The sequence below is a fragment of the Bacteroides cellulosilyticus DSM 14838 genome (genome assembly GCF_000158035.1).
Taxonomy (GTDB): Bacteria; Bacteroidota; Bacteroidia; order Bacteroidales; family Bacteroidaceae; genus Bacteroides; species Bacteroides cellulosilyticus.
Genome location: NZ_EQ973489.1, coordinates 119,601 through 138,663 on the forward strand (window position 1 = coordinate 119,601; position 19,063 = coordinate 138,663).

The following is a 19,063-nucleotide window of genomic DNA, read 5'->3' on the forward strand; positions in this document are numbered from 1 at the left end:
GGTGATGAAGGCCGCGGTGGAACTGAATATAGGAGGTTATCTGCCTGATAGCGAATGGAAGCGCAAGTGGATTGGTTTTAACTACAGAACATTGCCGAAACGTCCGGATATTGAATACATGTCTGCCGATTATTTGATAGAAAATATCGAACAATCCTTCAAGGTCTGGGAAGAATGTCCGTGGGCAAAGAATTATTCATTTGACGACTTTTGTGAATGGGTATTGCCCTATCGTATAGGAGATGAGCCATTGGACAATTGGCGGAAAATGTATTATGACCGTTATAAACCTCTTCTTGATTCGTTGTATACCGGTAATGATATGGTGGAAGCTGTGAATGTACTGGCACGCCACTTCAAGCGAACTAACTTATTTGTCCTCACTACCGAATATCGCATGCCACATTTAGGTGCCCGTTTCTTATCGGAATATCTGGTAGGTACATGTCGCGAAATAACTGATCATGCTGTATACGTTTTCCGGGCATTGGGCTTTCCGATAAATATAGATAAATATTGGTATTCTCCTTCTAATCAACACGACCATATGTGGAACGTACTGAAGGATTCGGACGGAGGATTTATCCCATTCTGGTATATGGATTCGTCTGACTTTGTGGTGAAACGTGGGGCTACGGACGGCAGAAAGAAAGGTAAAGTCTACAGGAATACTTTTGAAGCGCACGATAGTAAGACAGCTTCATTGTTTGGACCTTTTTATCAGGATGTGACGGCAGAATACTTTGGTGAGAATGAGTTCAAGGTAAAGGTTGATGACAATATAGAAGGAAATAGTATTCTGCTGGGAATGTTCAGTCCTTCCGGATATGTCACAGTGGATGCAGTTCCATTGCGACGCGGCAAAGCACGGGTGAACAATATTGAACCGGGCGTTATTTTCCAACCTTTGACCTCTGAGAACGGAACGCGTTCTCCTGCCGGATATCCTTTTATGGTAGTAGACGGAAATGTACGCTATTTTGAACCGGATATGTCGAAGGCGGTCACTGCCCATATAAGGAGAAAATACCCGTTAAGACAATACCTTTATGGTTATATGGCTACCATGACAGGTGCTGAGATTGAAGTGAGTAATGACCGGTATTTCCGTACGAGTGAGTTGCTTTGTTGCTTGACCGATACTCCTCGCACTAACCTCAATTATTATTATCCGAAGATTTCACGCCCTTATCGTTATGTGCGTTTCACTCCACCGCCTCCTGCCTATCCCACAGCAGATTGTAGGGCGGAAATTGCAGAACTGGCATTCTTTGATAGTGTGGACAGTGAAGAACATCTTCCTTCGAAAGCCATATACGGTGGTGGTCCGGTGGATGAGAATCCCGCGCACGACATAGACAAGGCGTGTGATGATGATTGGCTGACATTCTATTACTCATCAGGGCCGCAGGATTCCATCGTATTTGACCTGCAACGTGCTCGCGCCATAAAAAAGATATTATTCGTTCCTCGCAATGATGATAATTTTATCACTCCGGGCAATGTGTATGAATTATTCTATCAGTCTGGCGTGAAGGGATGGATTTCTTTGGGAGTACAGACTGCTACTACTAATGAATTAATCTATCGGAATATTCCTGAAGGTGCCTTGTTGTGGCTGCGCAATTTGACACGCGGGAAGGAAGAGCAGGTATTCTATGTGGAAGATGGGGAGCAGAAGTTTGTTGGGTATGAGTGAAAATAATCATATTTTTATATTAATGATATGAAAGTAATTATTAGAATGATTTTAGGGCTATTTGGGGTAACCTGTAGTATACTTATTCTTTTTTCGTGTGGAAGAAGTGGACAACATAAGGCAAATCGTGTTTTGGAAGAATGGATAGGACGGCAAGTTATTATTCCGAATGATTTGGTTTATACTAAGTATGGTACGGATACAGTGGAATATTCACAGGCTTATACGGATTATAAAATTTTGGTTTATGTGGATACCGTAGGATGTACAAGTTGCCAACTTCAACTTGAAAGATGGCTGGATTGGGTTGATTGCTTGAAGAATAAATCTTCTTACTCTGTATCCTATTTATTTGATTTTTATCCTAAGAATACTGAAGAACTTGTTGATTTATTGAGATTCTATGACTTTTCTGTGCCAGTCTGTATAGATGAAACAGACCGTCTTAATCAATTGAATAAATTTCCTGCGGGTGGAAAGTTTCATACATTTCTACTTGACAGAGATAATAAAGTGGTGCTTGTTGGAAGCCCGGTTAATAATGAAAATATAGCGGAACTTTATCGAGATATACTATTAGCTCCTGATACGGTTTCAATGATGCGAACTGATGTGGAAATATCACAACGTGAAGTAAACTTTCCTAAAATAGTAAAGGATAGTATACAAAATTCTTTCCCATTAAAGAATGTGGGTAATAAAAAGTTGCTTATTAATGCAGTAAATGTGAGTTGTGGATGTACTTCGGTAGAGTATACAAAACAACCTATAAATCCCGGTGATTCTGGTTTAGTGAAAGTTTTTGTGAAAAAAGAGAAAGAAGGGTATTTCAATGAAACAATTACGGTGTACTGTAATGTATCAGACAGTCCTTTAGTCTTGAAATTGTATGGAAATGCAATATAAATCAATTAATTATTAATTAAAAATGTATGAACATGAAAAGAAAAGTGTTTTATGTTTTGGCTATGGTTGCCATTGTGGCTGTAGCTTCCGTTAATGTTCTTAACTTAAGGACGAGTGCTTCTACTGGTAATTTGTATCTGGCAAATCTTATGGCTTTGTCAGATGGTAATGAAGGTGGCGGCGGTGAAACAGAATGGGGATGTGGAGGTAATCCAACCTACATTCCTTATAGTATGTTAATAATTATAAATTGCCCCAATATGGTGCGTACATATAAAGGATGTTCTAAACCTGAATTTGCTATAAAGGTTTGTTGCAATCCTGCTGAACAGACCGTTTGTCTATGATAAAAAATAGTTGATATTTCTGCTCTTTTGCAGATGGGACTACTGTCTGTAGTTTCATCTGCTTAAGATCAAACAATTTGTAATATGAAAAAGAATGCTTGTTTGTTATACTTGTTACTTATAATTATAAGTGCTTGTACGAATACTCAGTCTCGTAGAGTGCAGACTGATGAAATATATATTGCTCAGTCAGGCGAGAAGGTGCTAAAAATGTCTGAGTTGGTAAAGAATATACGCTATGTAAAGCTGGAAACTACTTCTGATAATCTGATTGGTACTGTTAGTCAATTGATACCCTTAAAAAATAAGTATTTGGTCGTTGATAATTCAGCATCTAAACAAGTCCTTTTGTTTGATGCTACAGGGCGTTTCATTACTCGTATTTCTCGTGTGGGGGTGGCTCCCGGAGAATATGTGACGATTACCAGTGTAGCTGTAGATGAAGAAGAGGAACGCATTTTTATTGCTGATATGGGTACTGGAAATATATTGGTTTATGATATGAGAGGTGAATATTTAGACAAAATAAGTGTTGATTTCTCGGTGAAAGATATTGTTTATGTTGGTAGTAACAAAATGGCATGTTATTGTGATTATATGGAAAGAAAGGAGCAGGATGGTCAGGTACCTATTTTGATATTATATGACCTGAGAACAGGTGATAAGCAAATATTGTTATCTGCAGATAGCAGAATCAGTCCTCAAGAAATAGTCCATGCTAATCAGTCTATGTATAAAGCTGCCAATGGTGCTTCTTTAGCTTATCCTTTAGATCCTAACATTTATTTAATAGACTCTTTAGGAATTCAACAAAAAATTTATGTGAATTGGGGAGAAGACTTTTGTAAGAAAAGAGAGCGTTATGTAGAGATGTTAAAAGAAGAAGAGGTGCCCATTGAGGAGATTTTTCAAAATAGAAAAACAAATTTTCCTAATTTACTTACTGTCTTATGTAGTGATGATTTTTTTTGTATTTTGTATAATAATCTATCTGAAATGAAAATAGGAGTGGGATTTTATAATTTTCAAAGTCAAAATTATATAGGTGGATATGCTATGGAGCGTTTCCCTATCAAAAATGATATAGATAGTGGTTTCTATATTAATCCTATTGCAATCAAAGGACATGATTTGTACACTATCATTGAATCTTATAGCTTAAGCAGTGTGGAACCAAAGGTTTCAGAACTTGCTGATTTGAAAGAAAAAGTATCTGGTGATGATAATCCTATAATAATGATAACAGAAATGAAAATAGAATGAAGAAATGTATTTTAGTAATTTAGCTATGCGAAAATATTTACTGTTGTTATTAGTGATATTGGCCGGATGTTCAACTTCGGTAGAAAGGGATGGTCAGAACTTGAAAGTAATTGATGTTCCTTTGCGAAGTAGCAATCATGAAATAAGGATGTCTTCATTTGTGGATTCAATTTCGTATATTCCTCTTGAAACAAAAGACGAATGTTTGATAGGTTTTGTTGACAAGATTGTGGCGACGAATGATTATTATTATGTGGTTGATAAACAGAAAACAAGTTCTGTACTATGTTTCGATAAATTAGGAAAATTTGTTCGGAAAATCGGTGAAAGGGGCGTCGCACCAGGGCAATATGTAGAAATAACCGATGTTAATGTGTATAAGGATAGGGTGTATTTATGGGATTGTTCAATGGGAAAATTGTTTGTTTATTCTGCTAATGGACATTTGGAACAGGAAGTGAAAGAAGACTATTGGGCTACTACTTTCTATGTGTTGGACGATTCATGGGTGGCTTTTTGCAGTGGTTATACAACTAACAAAGCGTATCTAAAAGACAATTCATACCCCAATCTGTTGTTTGTTAATATTAATACTGGACAGACGAGTCCCGATTTATATTATGATTCTCGCATCTGTACGACAGGAATAGTTGGATCTGATTTCAATTTCATAAGTAATGGTAATCTGGTGTTCTCTTTGAATGATACTGTTTATCAAGCTTTGTCACCTTCAATTTTGAAGAGGAAATATGCCATGCGGTTTGGAGAGGAATTGGAGAAGACTCAAAAGGAATATGTAGAAAGGTTGAAAACAGAAAAAATTGACGCGTATCAGGGTGATAAACTGATGAAAGAAATCCCTTGTATGTATATGTTTCTTGAGACTCCCTCTTATTCCTTCTTGAGATATAGCTGGAGAGATTATTATTATGTGGGAATTATTAACCATAAGGAATCGGATACCTATATGGAAGCAGTAGGATATAAACAAAATGCAGTGGTAAATGATATGGATGATATGGCTGTTTTTATTCCGTTGACGACTTATAAGAATGCTGTGTACAGTTGTATATCTCCGGGACGATTTATCGAATCCAAAGCTTTCGGAAAGCAAGTGGAATTAGATGACAATCCGATTATCGTTAAATTTGAGTTGAAATGATGGATTTACAATGAAAAGAGTGACATTTCTTTTAGTAATATTGATAGGATTATTGAGCGTAGGACTTATTTACTCTATACGTGATGCTATGCATAATGATGTTCAAATAGCGAAACAATCTGAAACCCTGGAAGTTCAAAAGCAAATGCTTACATTGTTATCTGGAAATATGAAGATGCATTATGTATATTCGGAATCCCAGTTGCCAGATATGACATTGTTAGACAAAGATAGAAACGCTATCAAATTGTCCGCTTTGTTGAATGGAGAGGATAAGGTTGTTTTTAAATTTTCATCAACCAATTGTAGCTCATGCATTCAACATAGTTTTTCATCTGTTAGGAAACTAATGGGAAAGCTAGCGAAGGATAAACTAATTATAATAGCAGATAACTCTAATCGTAGAGAATTACAGGCATTGGTAAATAGCTTGTCGCTAAGTCTTCCTGTTTATTTGACAGAAGATACAGTGTTTCATTATATTTTGGAAAAAGAAAATGTACCTTTCTTTTTTATAATTGGAGAAGATCTGCGAATGAAAGATTTATTTATTCCAATGAAAGAATTACCTGATCTCTCTGATTTATATTACCGAATTATATGGAAAAAGTATTTCGACAAATAAAGATATTGTCCATTGGGAAAATGATATGTTCAATAGGGATAAGTCTGCTGTTATTGGGAGTGATTAACACTACATTTATATCATTCTCAACTCACGATTTATCTTTCTTCATATATCCTTTATCTTGGGCTATTCTTTGTCTGACAGTAGTATTAAGTTTCCTGAAATTCTTTATTAGAAGGAAAAAATGCTTTCAGTTTGTTGTTGCCGACTTGTTAGTTATTATCCTATTGGGCTATTGGCTTTTAAGATATGATTTTGATCTCCAATTGGCAAACTGGAAGCTTTTCCTTTTTGGGGAGCTCTGTATCCTTTGGTTTTCAATCAGAATGTTGCTTGAATGCAATCTCATTTCTGTGGAGAAAATTTCTTGGGTGTTGTTGAGTAGCAGTATAATTCAGTCAGTATGGGGAATCCTGCAATTGTATGGTTTCTGTGAGTCTAATCACAGCAAATTTGATATAACAGGTTCTTTTTTTAATCCGGGTCCTTATTCCGGCTACATCGCTATAATGGTACCCGTATCTCTTTATCTGTTTCTATCAACTAAATGCATGAAACGATATGTTGCATTATTCTTTTTAGCAGTCTTGTTGTGCATACTACCTGCCGGGATGAGCAGATCGGCATGGATTGGAGCAATAGTCTCTTCTGTTATTGTTCTATTTTGGCAAAATAATTGGATAAAGTATTGGTATTTGAAAAGAAAGTTGTCTGTTCTTTGTCTTGTAGTGGGTGTTGTTGGAATAGCAGTAGGAAGTTACCTAATGTTTAATCTGAAAAAAGATTCTGCATATGGGCGTTTGTTTATTTGGAAAAATACGGTTTGTGCTATATGGAAAAAGCCGGTTTTCGGGTACGGAAGTTGTATGTTTCCGGTTGCTTATGCCCAAGAACAGACTGATAGATTTCGTTCGGGCAAATACACGGCAACAGAAGAAAGAGTAGCGGGAAATCCTGAATATGCTTTCAATGAGTATTTGCAGATTCTGGTAGAAGGAGGATGTCTTTTGCTATTCGGGGTTGTGGTGATTGTGGCATATGCGCTGAGTGGTGGAATTAAGAGACGAGATTATGGATTATGTGGCGGGCTTATTTCATTATTGATATTCGCATTTTCTTCTTATCCTTTCCAATATCCGGCCTTTTGTGTTGTTGCAGTTATTATAGTGGCAAGCTTGAGCACTAAAAGGACTATTGGCGTTGGGAATAATGTATATGGGCACTGTGTTTTGGTATTTTTGGTAGCTGCTTCTATCTTTTTGCTCTTTTTGCAGGATGCACCCAAAGGCGTGATAGAAAAATTGGACAAATGCCGTTATCTAAGGTTAACCGATGCATTGGAAGTTGCGGAGAAGGGATATGCTATGCTCTATCCTGATTTGAAGCATAATGCCGATTTCGTATATGAATATGGTTTGTGCTTATCTCAACAGAAAAAATATCTTGAATCGAATGAATTATTAAGACGCTCTATGTTGTTGAGATGTAATTATCAGTGCTATAATGCTTTGGGGGGTAATAGTCAACAACAACAAAACTATGAACAGGCAGAGAAATATTATTATGATGCTATTTATCTGTTACCTAATAGAATTTATTCATATTATCGGCTGTTTCTGCTTTATGCGCAGCCCGAATTTTATCAACCGGATAAACTGAAACAAATGGCAAAAATCGTATTAACTAAACGTCCGAAAGTTTATTCAAAAGCCATTGAAGAGATGAGAGGGGAAGTTAAAGTGATTTTAAAAGAACATGGATTGAATTTATCTAATTAATAAAAATAACCTTATTGAGTAATCGTTGTCTGCAATGGAAGTACGGAAAATGAAGCGAATAGGAAAGAAATTGATGTATATGGCTTTAAGCTTATTTGTTATATTTCAAGTTTATCTATTTATTAGGTTTTACTGGATTGTATCTTGTTTCATTCCCACGTATTCTATGGCGCCAACTTTATTGGGAGGAGATTATATTATTGTTTCTATGCAAATACCAGGGCGTAGAATAATGAATTCGGATTCAGGAAGGCTGCTAGTGCATAGATTGAAGGGACAACGTGAAGTACAGAGGAATGATGTAGTTGTTTTTAATTTTCCTTATGCTGAAGATAAAGAAAAGATGATAATCAGTATGAATACATTTTATTGTAAACGTTGTGTAGGAGTTCCAGGTGATACTTGTCGATGGTGCGAAGCTACAGGTATGCGAGAGGTGTATTTACCTAAGATTGGAGATGTATTGCGTATTGATTCGTGCAATTATGAACATTATTATAAGTGTATAGAATATGAAACGGGGAAAAAGATGAGCTTGAAAATGGGGCAAGTCTATTTGGAGGACTCTTTGCTGGAAAGCTTTCGTTTCAATCATAAGTATTACTTTATGCGTGGTGACAATTTTAACCATTCGTATGATTCACGTGGTTGGGGGATATTACCAGATGATTTTATTTTGGGTGTAGGACAGATGATTTGGTTCTCGAAAGATGAAGTGACGAATAGGATTAGTTGGAATAGAATATTTCGAAGAATTGAATGATGGGTAGCTTTCTATTATATATAAAGTCGCGTCTTTAAATACCCCTTTTTACTTCTTTAACGATAAAATATAGTTCTAAAACTAAAAATATTAGTTTATTTGCGGAGATGTTATGAATATTAAATCTAAAAACACACAAGAAGTTATGAAAAAAGAATGGTTGTATGCAGTAAGTCTGGTTTGCCTGGTGTCGGCTTGTACCGGTACTCCGCAATCGTCGGCTGACGATGAACTATGTTCTATTGATGTGGCGGGAGCTATGGAAAAGCCTGCCGAATTGAAACTTTCGGAATTAGGAAGCGATGTACGCTATGTTCCATTAGAAACAACCGATTCGTGTCTGGTAGGTGGAAGTCCGAATATTCTGTTACTGGATAAAGAGATTGTTGTCTTTTCACGTCAAACTTGTTTTATCTTTGATAAAGAGAGCGGTAAGTTTTTAAGCAAAGTGGGACATTTGGGCGATGATCCGGAAGCTTATTCAACTGCGGCGCCTACTTATAATGATGTAAACGGTCTGCTTTATTTTATGCGCAGACCCGGTAAGTTACAGAAATATGATTTGCAAGGTAATTTTTGTGGTGGTGTAACGATACCTACCCCTCCGGATTCACCGAGTGATTTCAGCTTTACAGATTCCGTGATAATAGGTCGTTACGGTAATATTGTAGGTGATAACGGGCGCGCTTTGCTGTTATTTAATGAAGCGGGAGAACAGATAGATACGGTGCCCAGTCTACTTCCGGTTTTGCCTAATAGAGGAGTAGATGACATAAACAGTATCAGCGTCAAAAAGCAGGGAAATGCAGGTATTATTCTGACTACATTTAAAAGTGGAGATGCCTCGGCAAGTGTAGCGGGTATTCCTTTCCTGTGGAAGAGTGATAATAAGATACGTTACAAAGAGAATTTCAATGATACCATTTATACAGTGAGTGGAAATGAGCTGACACCTTATATCGCATTCTCCACCGGTAAATGGCATTGGGGCGCCGAGGCACGTACTGAATCCAAAGATAATGAAAAACGTTTGTTGGTGGGATGTATTTTTGAGACGGATCATACTGTTTTCTTTCAGTGTATCCGGGGACTGTATACAGATGAACCGGAAACGTTTAACGGAATCTACGACCGGAAGGCAAATACTACCCGGATGTATGCCGAAAAGGAAGGTATAAAAGATGACCTGACCGGCTTTATGGCTTTCCATCCCAAGGCATGCAGTGCACAGGGAGAATATGGAATGATTATTGATGCCGGAGAAGTGATGACCTGGTTGGAAGAAAATCCTGAAGCGGCAGAAAATGAAAAACTTTCGGCACTGAAAGAATTGACGGATGATTCTAATCCGGTAGTGATTATTACAGTCCCTAAATAAGGAAGGAGGTATGTTCTTGTCCACCTGTTTGGGAATGGACAAGAATATACTTGTTTGATAATTAGAAAAATAACAGTTTGTATCCAGTCTCGTTTTGTCCATATATATATGGCGGCTCGTAAAGGGAAAACGACTATTTTTGCATACACTAAGTGTAAACGGAAAAACTAATATAGAATGATAAAGACACAGAACTACCGGTTTTTGATCTGTCTGGCACTATTTGCGTTGGCAGCATGTTCCGGTGCGAAAAAAGAAGAAGCCGCCGATGAAGGAGTAGCTACCGTATTGCCGGATGAGAAGAATGAAGTGACCGTGTTGCCTTTGAAGCGGCAGATATTCAATCACGAGTTGGTAAGTAATGGCAAGATAGTGGCCGGAGGAATGGCAGATTTGCGTTTTGAAAGTTCGGGTATCGTGGCGCAGATTTATGTGAAGAACGGTGACCGGGTACACAAAGGACAAAAACTGGCAGAGCTGGATAAATTTCGTTTAAAAAATAAGACCGCACAGTCCAAAGATGCTTTGGAGAAAGCTAAGTTGGAATTGCAGGATGTATTGATAGGGCAGGGGTATGCAGCGGATGATACTGCCAATGTACCCGATGATATCATGCAACTGGCACGGGTGAAAAGCGGCTATGATCAGACCCTTTCTCAATATGAACTGGCTAAATATGAAGAAGAACATGCCACTCTGATTGCTCCTTTTGACGGGGTGGTGGCTAATCTCTTTTCCAAACCCTATAATGCTCCCAGCAGTTCAGATGCTTTCTGTACAATTATCGGTTCACAGGGCATGGAAGCTGACTTTACTGTATTGGAGAGTGAACTCCCCCTTATTAAAGGTGGCGATAAAGTGGTTGTTACCCCTTATGCAGATCCTTCTGCCAAATACGAAGGACGTATCTCCGAAATCAATCCGCTGGTGGACGATAAAGGCATGGTGAAAGTGAAGGCCGTTGTCAACGGACAGGGCAAGCTCTTTAATGGCATGAACATACGGGTTAATGTACATCGTTCGCTAGGTGAACAGTTGGTTGTTCCGAAGAGTTCAGTGGTGTTGCGTTCCGGTAAGCAGGTGATTTTTACACTGAAAGATAATAAAGCGAAATGGAACTATGTGCAGACCGTACTGGAAAATTCCGATGAATACACGATTGTGGAAGATGAAGTGCAAGAAGGAGATGTGGTGATTGTGACAGGCAATGTGAACCTGGCTCATGAGGCACCGGTGAAAGTTATTGAAAATAAAAAATAAAAGGGGTGGTTAAGTTCTTGATACAGCGGCCCATTGCCGTATTGATGGCGTTTACCGCATGTTTTATTGTCGGTATGGTAACGTATTTCACGTTGCCGGTATCTCTGCTGCCGGATATTGCCATCCCGGAGATTACAGTACAAATCTCGGCACAGAATACTTCTGCGCGTGAGTTGGAGAATACGGTGGTGAAACCATTGCGCCAACAACTTATCCAGGTGGCTCGTCTGAAAGATATGGATAGCGAGGCGCATGATGGGGCAGGTCTTATCCGGCTGAATTTCGACTTCGGTACCAATACGGATCTTGCTTTTATCGAAGTGAATGAGAAGATTGACGCCGCCATGAACTACCTGCCTAAGGATACAGACCGTCCTAAAGTAGTAAAAGCAAGTGCTACCGATATTCCGGTATTCTATCTCAGCCTCACCCTGAAGAATGACAGCGCTTACGGACAAACGGACGAACGTGCTTTCCTCGATCTGTGTGAATTTGCCGAAAGCGTTATCAAACGGCGTATCGAGCAGCTGACAGAGGTAGCTATGGTGGATATCACAGGATTGGTGGAGCGCCAGTTGCAGATTGTTCCCGATGAAAATAAGCTTGCCGTACTGGGACTTTCCATACAGGATGTAGAATCTGCTCTTGCCCAAAATAATGTGGAACCGGGAAGTATGACCGTACGTGATGGATATTATGAATACAATATCAAGTTTTCCACTCTGTTGCGTACGGAAGAAGATGTGAAGAATATTCTTATTAACAAAAACGGACGCATCATCCGTCTGGAAGAGTTCTGCCGGATAGGTATTGTTCCCGTCAGGGAAAAAGGCGTATCCATGAGCAATGGTAAACGGGCAGTGACATTGGCCATTATCAAGCAGGCGGACGAGAATATGGATGACATGAAGCAGGCCATTGGCGGCACCATGAATTATTTTCAGAGTGTATATCCTGACATTGAATTCAGCGTTAGCCGAAACCAGACAGAGCTTTTAGATTATACTATCTCCAACTTGCAACAAAACCTTTCGTTGGGCTTTCTATTTATCTGTATCGTAGCCGTACTCTTTCTGGGGGATGTCAAATCTCCTTTCATCATCGGACTGAGTATGGTAGTTTCCATTGTGATCTGTTTTCTTTTTTTCTATCTGTTCAAGATGTCACTGAACATCATATCCCTGTCCGGATTGATTCTTGCATTGGGTATGATGATTGACAGTTCCATCATCGTAACTGAAAATATTTCTCAATATCGGGAAAGAGGATACTCGCTGAAACGTGCCTGTATTACGGGTACCAGTGAGGTGGTTACTCCGATGCTCAGTTCCTCGTTGACTACCATTGCGGTGTTTGTACCACTGATCTTTATGAGTGGTATTGCCGGAGCCATTTTCTACGATCAGGCTTTCTCGGTAACCGTTGGATTGATGGTTTCTTACTTCACGGGCATCATGTTGCTGCCGGTGCTCTATATGCTGGTTTACCGGACAGGACTGCGCAAATCATGGTTCTCGCGTATTCGAATCAATAATCCTATAAAGGATCATACACTTGATCGTTTCTATGATGCCGGGATTGATTTTATATTTGCTCATAAAACGGCAAGCGTATTTTTCTGTATAGTTTCCGTGCCATTGTGTGTATTCATGTTCTATTTCATAGGAAAAGAGCGTATGCCGGAAATAGATCAGAATGAGCTGATAGCCCGTGTGGAATGGAATGAGAATATCCATGTGGACGAGAATCGTCGCAGGGTAGACAATTTATTTGAGTTGTTTAAGACAGAGACTATCGAACAGACTGCCGCCGTCGGACAACAAGACTATCTCCTGAACCGGGAGCAGGCTCTTTCTTCTTCGGAAGCAGAACTTTATTTCAAGACAAAGAATCCCTCTGAGATAGTCCCTTTGCAGGAAAAGGTTTACCGTACCCTCAAAGCGGAGTATCCGTTGGCCGTGATTTCTTTTTCGCCACCCGAGACGGTATTTGAGAAACTGTTTGTGACGGGAGAAGCCGATGTTGTGGCTGAACTCTATTCCCGCAACAAGGAAAAAGTGCCGACAGCGGATGAATTACGTAATCTGGAAGCTGAGCTTGCTACCCGTACAGGATATGCTCCCACGGGTATTGCCTTTGAAAATCAACTGAATATTCGTATCAATAAAGAAAAATTGCTACTTTATAATGTTTCGTATGACGAGTTGTATCGCATACTGAAAACAGCTTTCAAAGAAAACAGCATAGCTACTCTTCATTCTTACCAGCAATATCTGCCTATCAGCATTGTGGGAGAGGAACAAACGGTAAACAGCATCTTACAGGAAACACTCGTTCCGACACGGGCGGATCAATATGGTGTTGAATATCTGCCTTTGCGTGAGCTGGTATCAGTGGCGCCGGCGGAAGATCTGAAAGCGATTACCGCAGGACGTAACGGAGAATATGTTCCGTTCCGTTTTTATGAAGTAAAAGAGGCGGAACCGCTTATGGAGCAAGTGAAGGAAGTGGTGGATGCTACCGGCGATTGGGATACCGCTTTTTCAGGAAGTTTCTTCTCTAACCGGAAGATGCTGGATGAACTGGTGGTTATTCTGTTTATTTCCATTCTGTTGATGTACTTCATTCTGGCGGCACAGTTCGAGAGTTTTGTGCAACCTCTTGTAGTGTTGTTGGAGATACCGATAGACGTAGCATTTGCCCTGGTACTGTTGTGGATATGCGGACATACGCTGAATCTGATGTCTGCCATCGGTCTGATCGTTACGTGTGGTATTATCATCAATGACTCCATCCTGAAACTGGATGCGATTAATGAATTACGTAAGACGGGGATGCCGCTTCTGGAAGCTATCCATGAGGCGGGACGGCGCAGGTTGCGTCCCATCATCATGACTTCGCTCACTACCATTTTTGCCATGGTACCGTTATTGTTCTCTTTCGATATGGGATCGGAATTGCAGAAGCCGCTTTCCATTGCCATGATTGGGGCGATGTTCATCGGCACATTGGTCAGTCTGTTCATCATTCCGTTGATATATTGGTTTATTTACCGGGATAAAAAAGCTTGATATAATGAAGAAACTTGGTTTAATTATTCTTTTAGGACTTTCTCAGGCGTTTCCGTCCGTCGCGCAGCAACAGCAGGTTACGCTGGACTTGCAGCAGACGATTAAGATGGCGAACGATAGTTCGCTGGAAGCTTTCCGTACTAAAAATATGTATCTTTCAGGCTATTGGGAATATCGTACCTATAAGGCAAATCGCTTGCCGAGCCTGACGCTGAATATGACTCCTGCACAGTATAACCGTGACATTACGAAGCGTTATGACTCCGAACAGGATTTGGATATTTACCGTAGCCAACAGTCTTTCTATGCCTATGGTAACCTGGCAGTCAGGCAAAACTTTGACCTGACGGGTGGTACTTTTTATCTGGATACTGAGTTGGGCTATATGCGTAGTTTCGGTTCCAATCCCTACACGCAGTATACCAGTGTTCCCGTTCGTTTAGGTTATTCGCAAAGTCTGGTAGGTTATAATCCTTTCCGCTGGGAACGAAAGATTGAACCGCTGAAATACGAGAAAGTAAAGAAAGAATATATCTACAATGCTGAGCAGGTATCCGAGCAGGCCACTACCTATTTCTTTGCACTTGCCATGGCGCAGGCTGAGTATGACTTGGCAAAGGAGAATGTCGTTTCTTCCGATACACTTTATCGTATTGGTATGCAACGTCTGAAGATAGCCTCTATCAGTCGTGCCGATCTTCTGACGCTGAAGCTGGACGTGGTGAATGCCCGTAACACTTTGCAGAATGCTGAAAGTTCATTGAAACGTGCCATGTTCTCGCTGGCTTCTTTCCTCAATCTGGAAAAGAATACAGAGATACGGCTTCTTCTCCCCAGTCGTCCCGGAGAACTAAACATCCCTGTAGATGCTGCCTTGGATGCCGCCCGTTCCAACAACCCGAACTTCCTTGGATTACGCCAGGACATATTGGAAGCAGAACGGAATGTAGACAAAACTAAGAAAGAATCCCGCTTCAATGCCAGTATCAACGCCAGTGTCGGTTTCAACCAGGTGGCGGAGAAATTTGGCGAAGCCTACAACCGGCCTATGCAGCAGGAAATGGTATCTGTCAGCGTCTCCATTCCTTTAGTGGACTGGGGAGTGCGTAAGGGAAAATATAATATGGCCCGTAACAATCTGAATGTAGTAAAGACCTCTTCCCGTCAGAACGAAATCAGCATTGAAGAAGAAGTCATTATGACCGTAAGTGATTTCAATGTCCAGCAAGACTTGGTGACAAGTGCCGAGGAAGCCCTCGACCTTTCCATTCTGGCATACAATGAAACCCGCCAACGCTTCATCATCGGTAAGGCGGATATCAGTAGCCTTACCTTGTCATTGAACCGTCAGCAAGAAGCCCAGCGCAACTATATCTCAGCCCTGAAAAATTATTGGCTGAACTATTATAAAATCCGCAAGCTGACCCTGCACGATTTTGCCAGCGGCTTCTCTCTTTCTGACAAATTCGATTATAGTCACTAATCACTAATAGTCAATCACTATGAATCGCCTTTCCCCTTTTACCCTCATCGTCACCTTTGTCTGTCTGGCACTGGTGGGTTTGGCCTTGGTTCCGATGCTTCCGGTCAAGCTGAATCCGTCGCGCACATTGCCGGGCTTTACGGTGCGCTTTAGCATGCCAGGCACTTCGTCGCGGGTGGTAGAGATGGAGGCGACAAGCAAACTGGAGTCCATGCTGGCCCGCATCAAAGGGGTAAAGGGAATGTACTCTACTTCAAGCAATGGCTACGGTTCCATTACGGTAGATCTGGATAAACACGCTGATGTGGATGCGGTACGTTTTGAGGCTTCTACTATTATCCGGCAGACATGGTCGCAACTGCCTTCCGGAGTCAGTTATCCGTATATTGACATGAAGGTGCCCGATGCGAATACAGCCCGTCCGTTCTTATCATTCACACTGAATGCACCGTCCACGCCTATACTGATACAGCAGTATGCAGAAGAACATATCAAGCCGCGTCTGGCTAAGTTGCAAGGCATTTATAAGATAGATTTAAGTGGTGCTACCCCGATGGAATGGCGGTTGGAATACGACAGTGAACAATTGCGGACGCTGGGAATCAGCATTTCTGATATTCAACGGGCCATCCAGTTACATTATAATAAAGAGTTTCTGGGAACGCACAACATGGATACGGCCGGTGGTAAGCAGTGGATACGTCTGGTCTTGATACCGGATGGAGTCAGCGGGCAATTTATTCCTTCGGACATCACGGTGACTGCTTCGGACGGCAAGATTATCCGCTTGGACGAGTTGGTGACTGTAGCGCGTATGGAAGAAGCTCCCCAAAGCTATTACCGTATCAATGGTCTGAATTCCATTTATATGTCTGTCACGGCCGTAGAGACTGCTAACCAATTGCAACTGAGCAATGAAGTGATGCGGGAAATGGAAGCAATACGTCTGACTTTGCCGCCCGGCTACGAGGTGCATACCAGCTATGATGCCACGGAGTATATTCGCGAGGAACTGAATAAAATTTATTTCCGTACGGGGCTGACAGTACTGATCCTGCTGGTATTCGTCTGGATTATTACGTTGAATCTGAAGTATCTGTTGCTGATCGTTACCAGCCTGGCTATCAACATTTCCGTGGCGGTTATTTTCTATTATCTTTTCGGGCTGGAGATGCAACTGTATTCATTGGCAGGGATTACTGTGTCCTTGAATCTTGTGATAGACAGTACCATTGTGATGACGGACCACATTTTGCACAGGCGTAATCTGAAAGCTTTTATGTCCGTACTGGCGGCTACCTTGACCACAATGGGGGCTTTGGTTATTATCTTCTTTCTGGATGAGAAAATCCGCCTGAACCTGCAAGACTTCGCAGCTGTGGTGATTATTAATCTGGCGGTATCTCTTTTCGTGGCTCTCTTTTTTGTTCCGGCCATGATTGATAGAATAAAGCTTGTCAAGAAGAGGCAGAGCGTGAAACGCTGGGTGCGGAGTCATATACGTATTCGCAGGCTGACTGTTTACTTCACGCATTTCTATCAGTTGCTCATCCGCTTTCTTCTGCGCTGGAGGGTGGCGGTGTGCATTTTGCTCCTGCTTGGTTTCGGGTTGCCTGTTTTCCTTCTTCCTGAGAAGTTGGAGGGTGAAGGCAAATGGATAGAACGGTATAACAAGACGTTGGGCTCCTCTACTTATAAAGAGAAAGTGAAACCCGTGGTGGATAAGGCTTTAGGTGGTAGTCTTCGTTTGTTTGTGCAGAAAGTGTACGAAGGCAGTTATTTTAGTCGCAATGAAGAAGTGGTGCTCTATGCGAATGCGAACTTACCGAATGGAAGTACGCTGGAACAGATGAATACGCTGGTGAAACGTGTGGAAACTTATCTTAGCGGCTTCAAGGAGATTAAGCAGTTTCATGCTTCTGTCTATAATGCACGCAGGGCCAATCTTCAGATTTATTTCAAGAAAGAGTATCAGCATAGTGGTTTCCCTTATACGTTAAAGGCGAATCTGATTGGTAAAGTATCTGAGTTAGGAGGTGGTAGCTGGGATGTATATGGCTTGCAAGATCAGGGTTTCAGTAATGATGTTCGTGAGAGCGCAGGTTCTTATCGCATCAAGATGTATGGCTACAATTATGACGAGCTCTATGCATGGGCCGAAAAGCTGAAGGAGGTATTGCTTTCGCACCGTCGCATCAAGGAAGTGTTTATCAAGTCGGAATTTTCCTGGTGGAAAGACGATTATCAAGAGTTTTACTTCAATCTGAATAAGGAGCGTATGGCTCAGGAGGGGATTAATGCCCAGCACTTGTTCTCCGCTATCCAGCCGATATTCGGCAAGAATATGCAGGTGGGTTCGGTGGTGACGGAAAGCGGTACGGAAAGTATTCGACTTTCTTCCCGACAGTCTCACGACTATGATGTATGGGCCATGCAGTTTTTTCCTTACGGGGTGGATGGCGGAAAGCATTATAAACTTTCCGAGTTGGCTACGGTAGAGAAGGGGCAGATGCCGCAACAGATAGCCAAAGAGAATCAGCAATATCGTCTTTGTCTGCAATATGAGTATATCGGCTCGTACGAGCAAGGCAATAAAATACAGAAGCGGGATTTGGAAGAGTTTAATAAATTGCTTCCGATGGGGTATACTGCTGAATCAGATAGCCAATCGTGGTCATGGGGTAAGAAAGATAACAAGCAATACCTGTTGTTGCTGGTTGTGATTGCCATTATCTTCTTTACAACGAGTATTCTGTTTAATTCTCTGAAACAGCCTTTGGCTATTATCTTTGTTATTCCGGTATCTTATATAGGAGTGTTCCTTACATTCTATTGGTTCCGCTTGAATTTCGACCAGGGAGGCTTTGCTTCGTTTGTGCTGCTTTGTGGTATTACGGTAAATGCCAGCATCTATATTCTGAATGAGTATAACAGTATCCGTAGCCGCTTTCCCCGGCTTTCTATGCTCCGGGCATATACAAAGGCGTGGAATGCAAAGATACTGCCTATTTTTCTTACGGTAGTTTCCACCATTCTGGGTTTTATCCCGTTTATGGTGGGGACGGATAAGGAAGCTTTCTGGTTTCCGTTGGCTGCGGGTACTATTGGCGGATTGGTGATGTCTATTATCGGCATTTTCTTCTTCCTGCCGGTATTTAGTTTGAAGAGGAAAGAGGTTTGCAAATACTCTAAAAAACGTGTCGCACTTAAAAGTTGAATTCAGCTTTAGCCTTAATATTTATTTTTTGTGAAATCATCCTGCACCGTACTCTTTTAGTAATGCTTAAAAAATAACTTGGTACATAAGCAAGTGCAGCGAGTCGGC

At 41.0% G+C, this 19,063-nt stretch carries 13 protein-coding genes; all 13 read left to right on the forward strand.

Annotation, left to right across the window (positions count from 1 at the left end):
• On the forward strand, positions 1-1,699 hold a 1,699-nt coding region (locus BACCELL_RS03375), incomplete at its 5' end, for a hypothetical protein (RefSeq protein WP_169309595.1).
• Positions 1,700-1,726: 27 nt separating this feature from the next.
• The gene (locus BACCELL_RS03380; RefSeq protein ID WP_007210141.1) at positions 1,727-2,605 is read left to right on the forward strand and encodes a DUF1573 domain-containing protein; all 879 of its coding nucleotides are present in this window, start codon (positions 1,727-1,729) and stop codon (positions 2,603-2,605) included.
• 32 nt (positions 2,606-2,637) lie between these two features.
• Complete coding sequence (locus BACCELL_RS03385) at positions 2,638-2,952, forward strand: hypothetical protein (protein ID WP_157133872.1); 315 nt, start codon at positions 2,638-2,640, stop codon at positions 2,950-2,952.
• An 84-nt stretch (positions 2,953-3,036) separates the two neighbouring features.
• Positions 3,037-4,215: a 6-bladed beta-propeller gene (locus BACCELL_RS03390; RefSeq protein ID WP_007210143.1), complete on the forward strand. Its 1,179-nt coding sequence runs from the start codon at positions 3,037-3,039 to the stop codon at positions 4,213-4,215.
• A 25-nt stretch (positions 4,216-4,240) separates the two neighbouring features.
• Positions 4,241-5,377 carry a 6-bladed beta-propeller gene (locus tag BACCELL_RS03395; protein ID WP_044153264.1) on the forward strand — a complete coding sequence of 379 codons (1,137 nt, stop codon included), beginning with the start codon at positions 4,241-4,243 and terminating at the stop codon, positions 5,375-5,377.
• 10 nt (positions 5,378-5,387) lie between these two features.
• On the forward strand, positions 5,388-6,002 hold the full coding sequence (locus BACCELL_RS03400; RefSeq protein ID WP_007210145.1) for a peroxiredoxin family protein: 615 nt from the start codon (positions 5,388-5,390) through the stop codon (positions 6,000-6,002).
• Positions 5,978-7,783 carry an O-antigen ligase family protein gene (locus BACCELL_RS03405; protein ID WP_007210146.1) on the forward strand — a complete coding sequence of 602 codons (1,806 nt, stop codon included), beginning with the start codon at positions 5,978-5,980 and terminating at the stop codon, positions 7,781-7,783. Before BACCELL_RS03400 ends, BACCELL_RS03405 begins: the two co-directional genes overlap by 25 nt.
• Positions 7,784-7,862: 79 nt before the next feature.
• Entirely contained in the window at positions 7,863-8,546 is a 684-nt protein-coding gene (gene lepB / locus BACCELL_RS03410; protein ID WP_242577651.1) for a signal peptidase I, read from the forward strand.
• Positions 8,547-8,691: 145 nt separating this feature from the next.
• Complete coding sequence (locus BACCELL_RS03415) at positions 8,692-9,924, forward strand: DUF4934 domain-containing protein (RefSeq protein ID WP_044153310.1); 1,233 nt, start codon at positions 8,692-8,694, stop codon at positions 9,922-9,924.
• Positions 9,925-10,101: 177 nt separating this feature from the next.
• Complete coding sequence (locus BACCELL_RS03420) at positions 10,102-11,184, forward strand: efflux RND transporter periplasmic adaptor subunit (RefSeq protein ID WP_007210149.1); 1,083 nt, start codon at positions 10,102-10,104, stop codon at positions 11,182-11,184.
• Between the two features lie 5 nt (positions 11,185-11,189).
• Positions 11,190-14,255, forward strand: a complete 3,066-nt coding sequence (locus tag BACCELL_RS03425) for an efflux RND transporter permease subunit (protein WP_044153265.1) — start codon at positions 11,190-11,192, stop codon at positions 14,253-14,255.
• A gap of 4 nt (positions 14,256-14,259) precedes the next feature.
• Complete coding sequence (locus tag BACCELL_RS03430; protein WP_007210151.1) at positions 14,260-15,738, forward strand: TolC family protein; 1,479 nt, start codon at positions 14,260-14,262, stop codon at positions 15,736-15,738.
• Positions 15,739-15,757: 19 nt separating this feature from the next.
• Positions 15,758-18,955, forward strand: a complete 3,198-nt coding sequence (locus BACCELL_RS03435) for an efflux RND transporter permease subunit (RefSeq protein ID WP_044153266.1) — start codon at positions 15,758-15,760, stop codon at positions 18,953-18,955.
• Positions 18,956-19,063 lie beyond the last annotated feature (108 nt).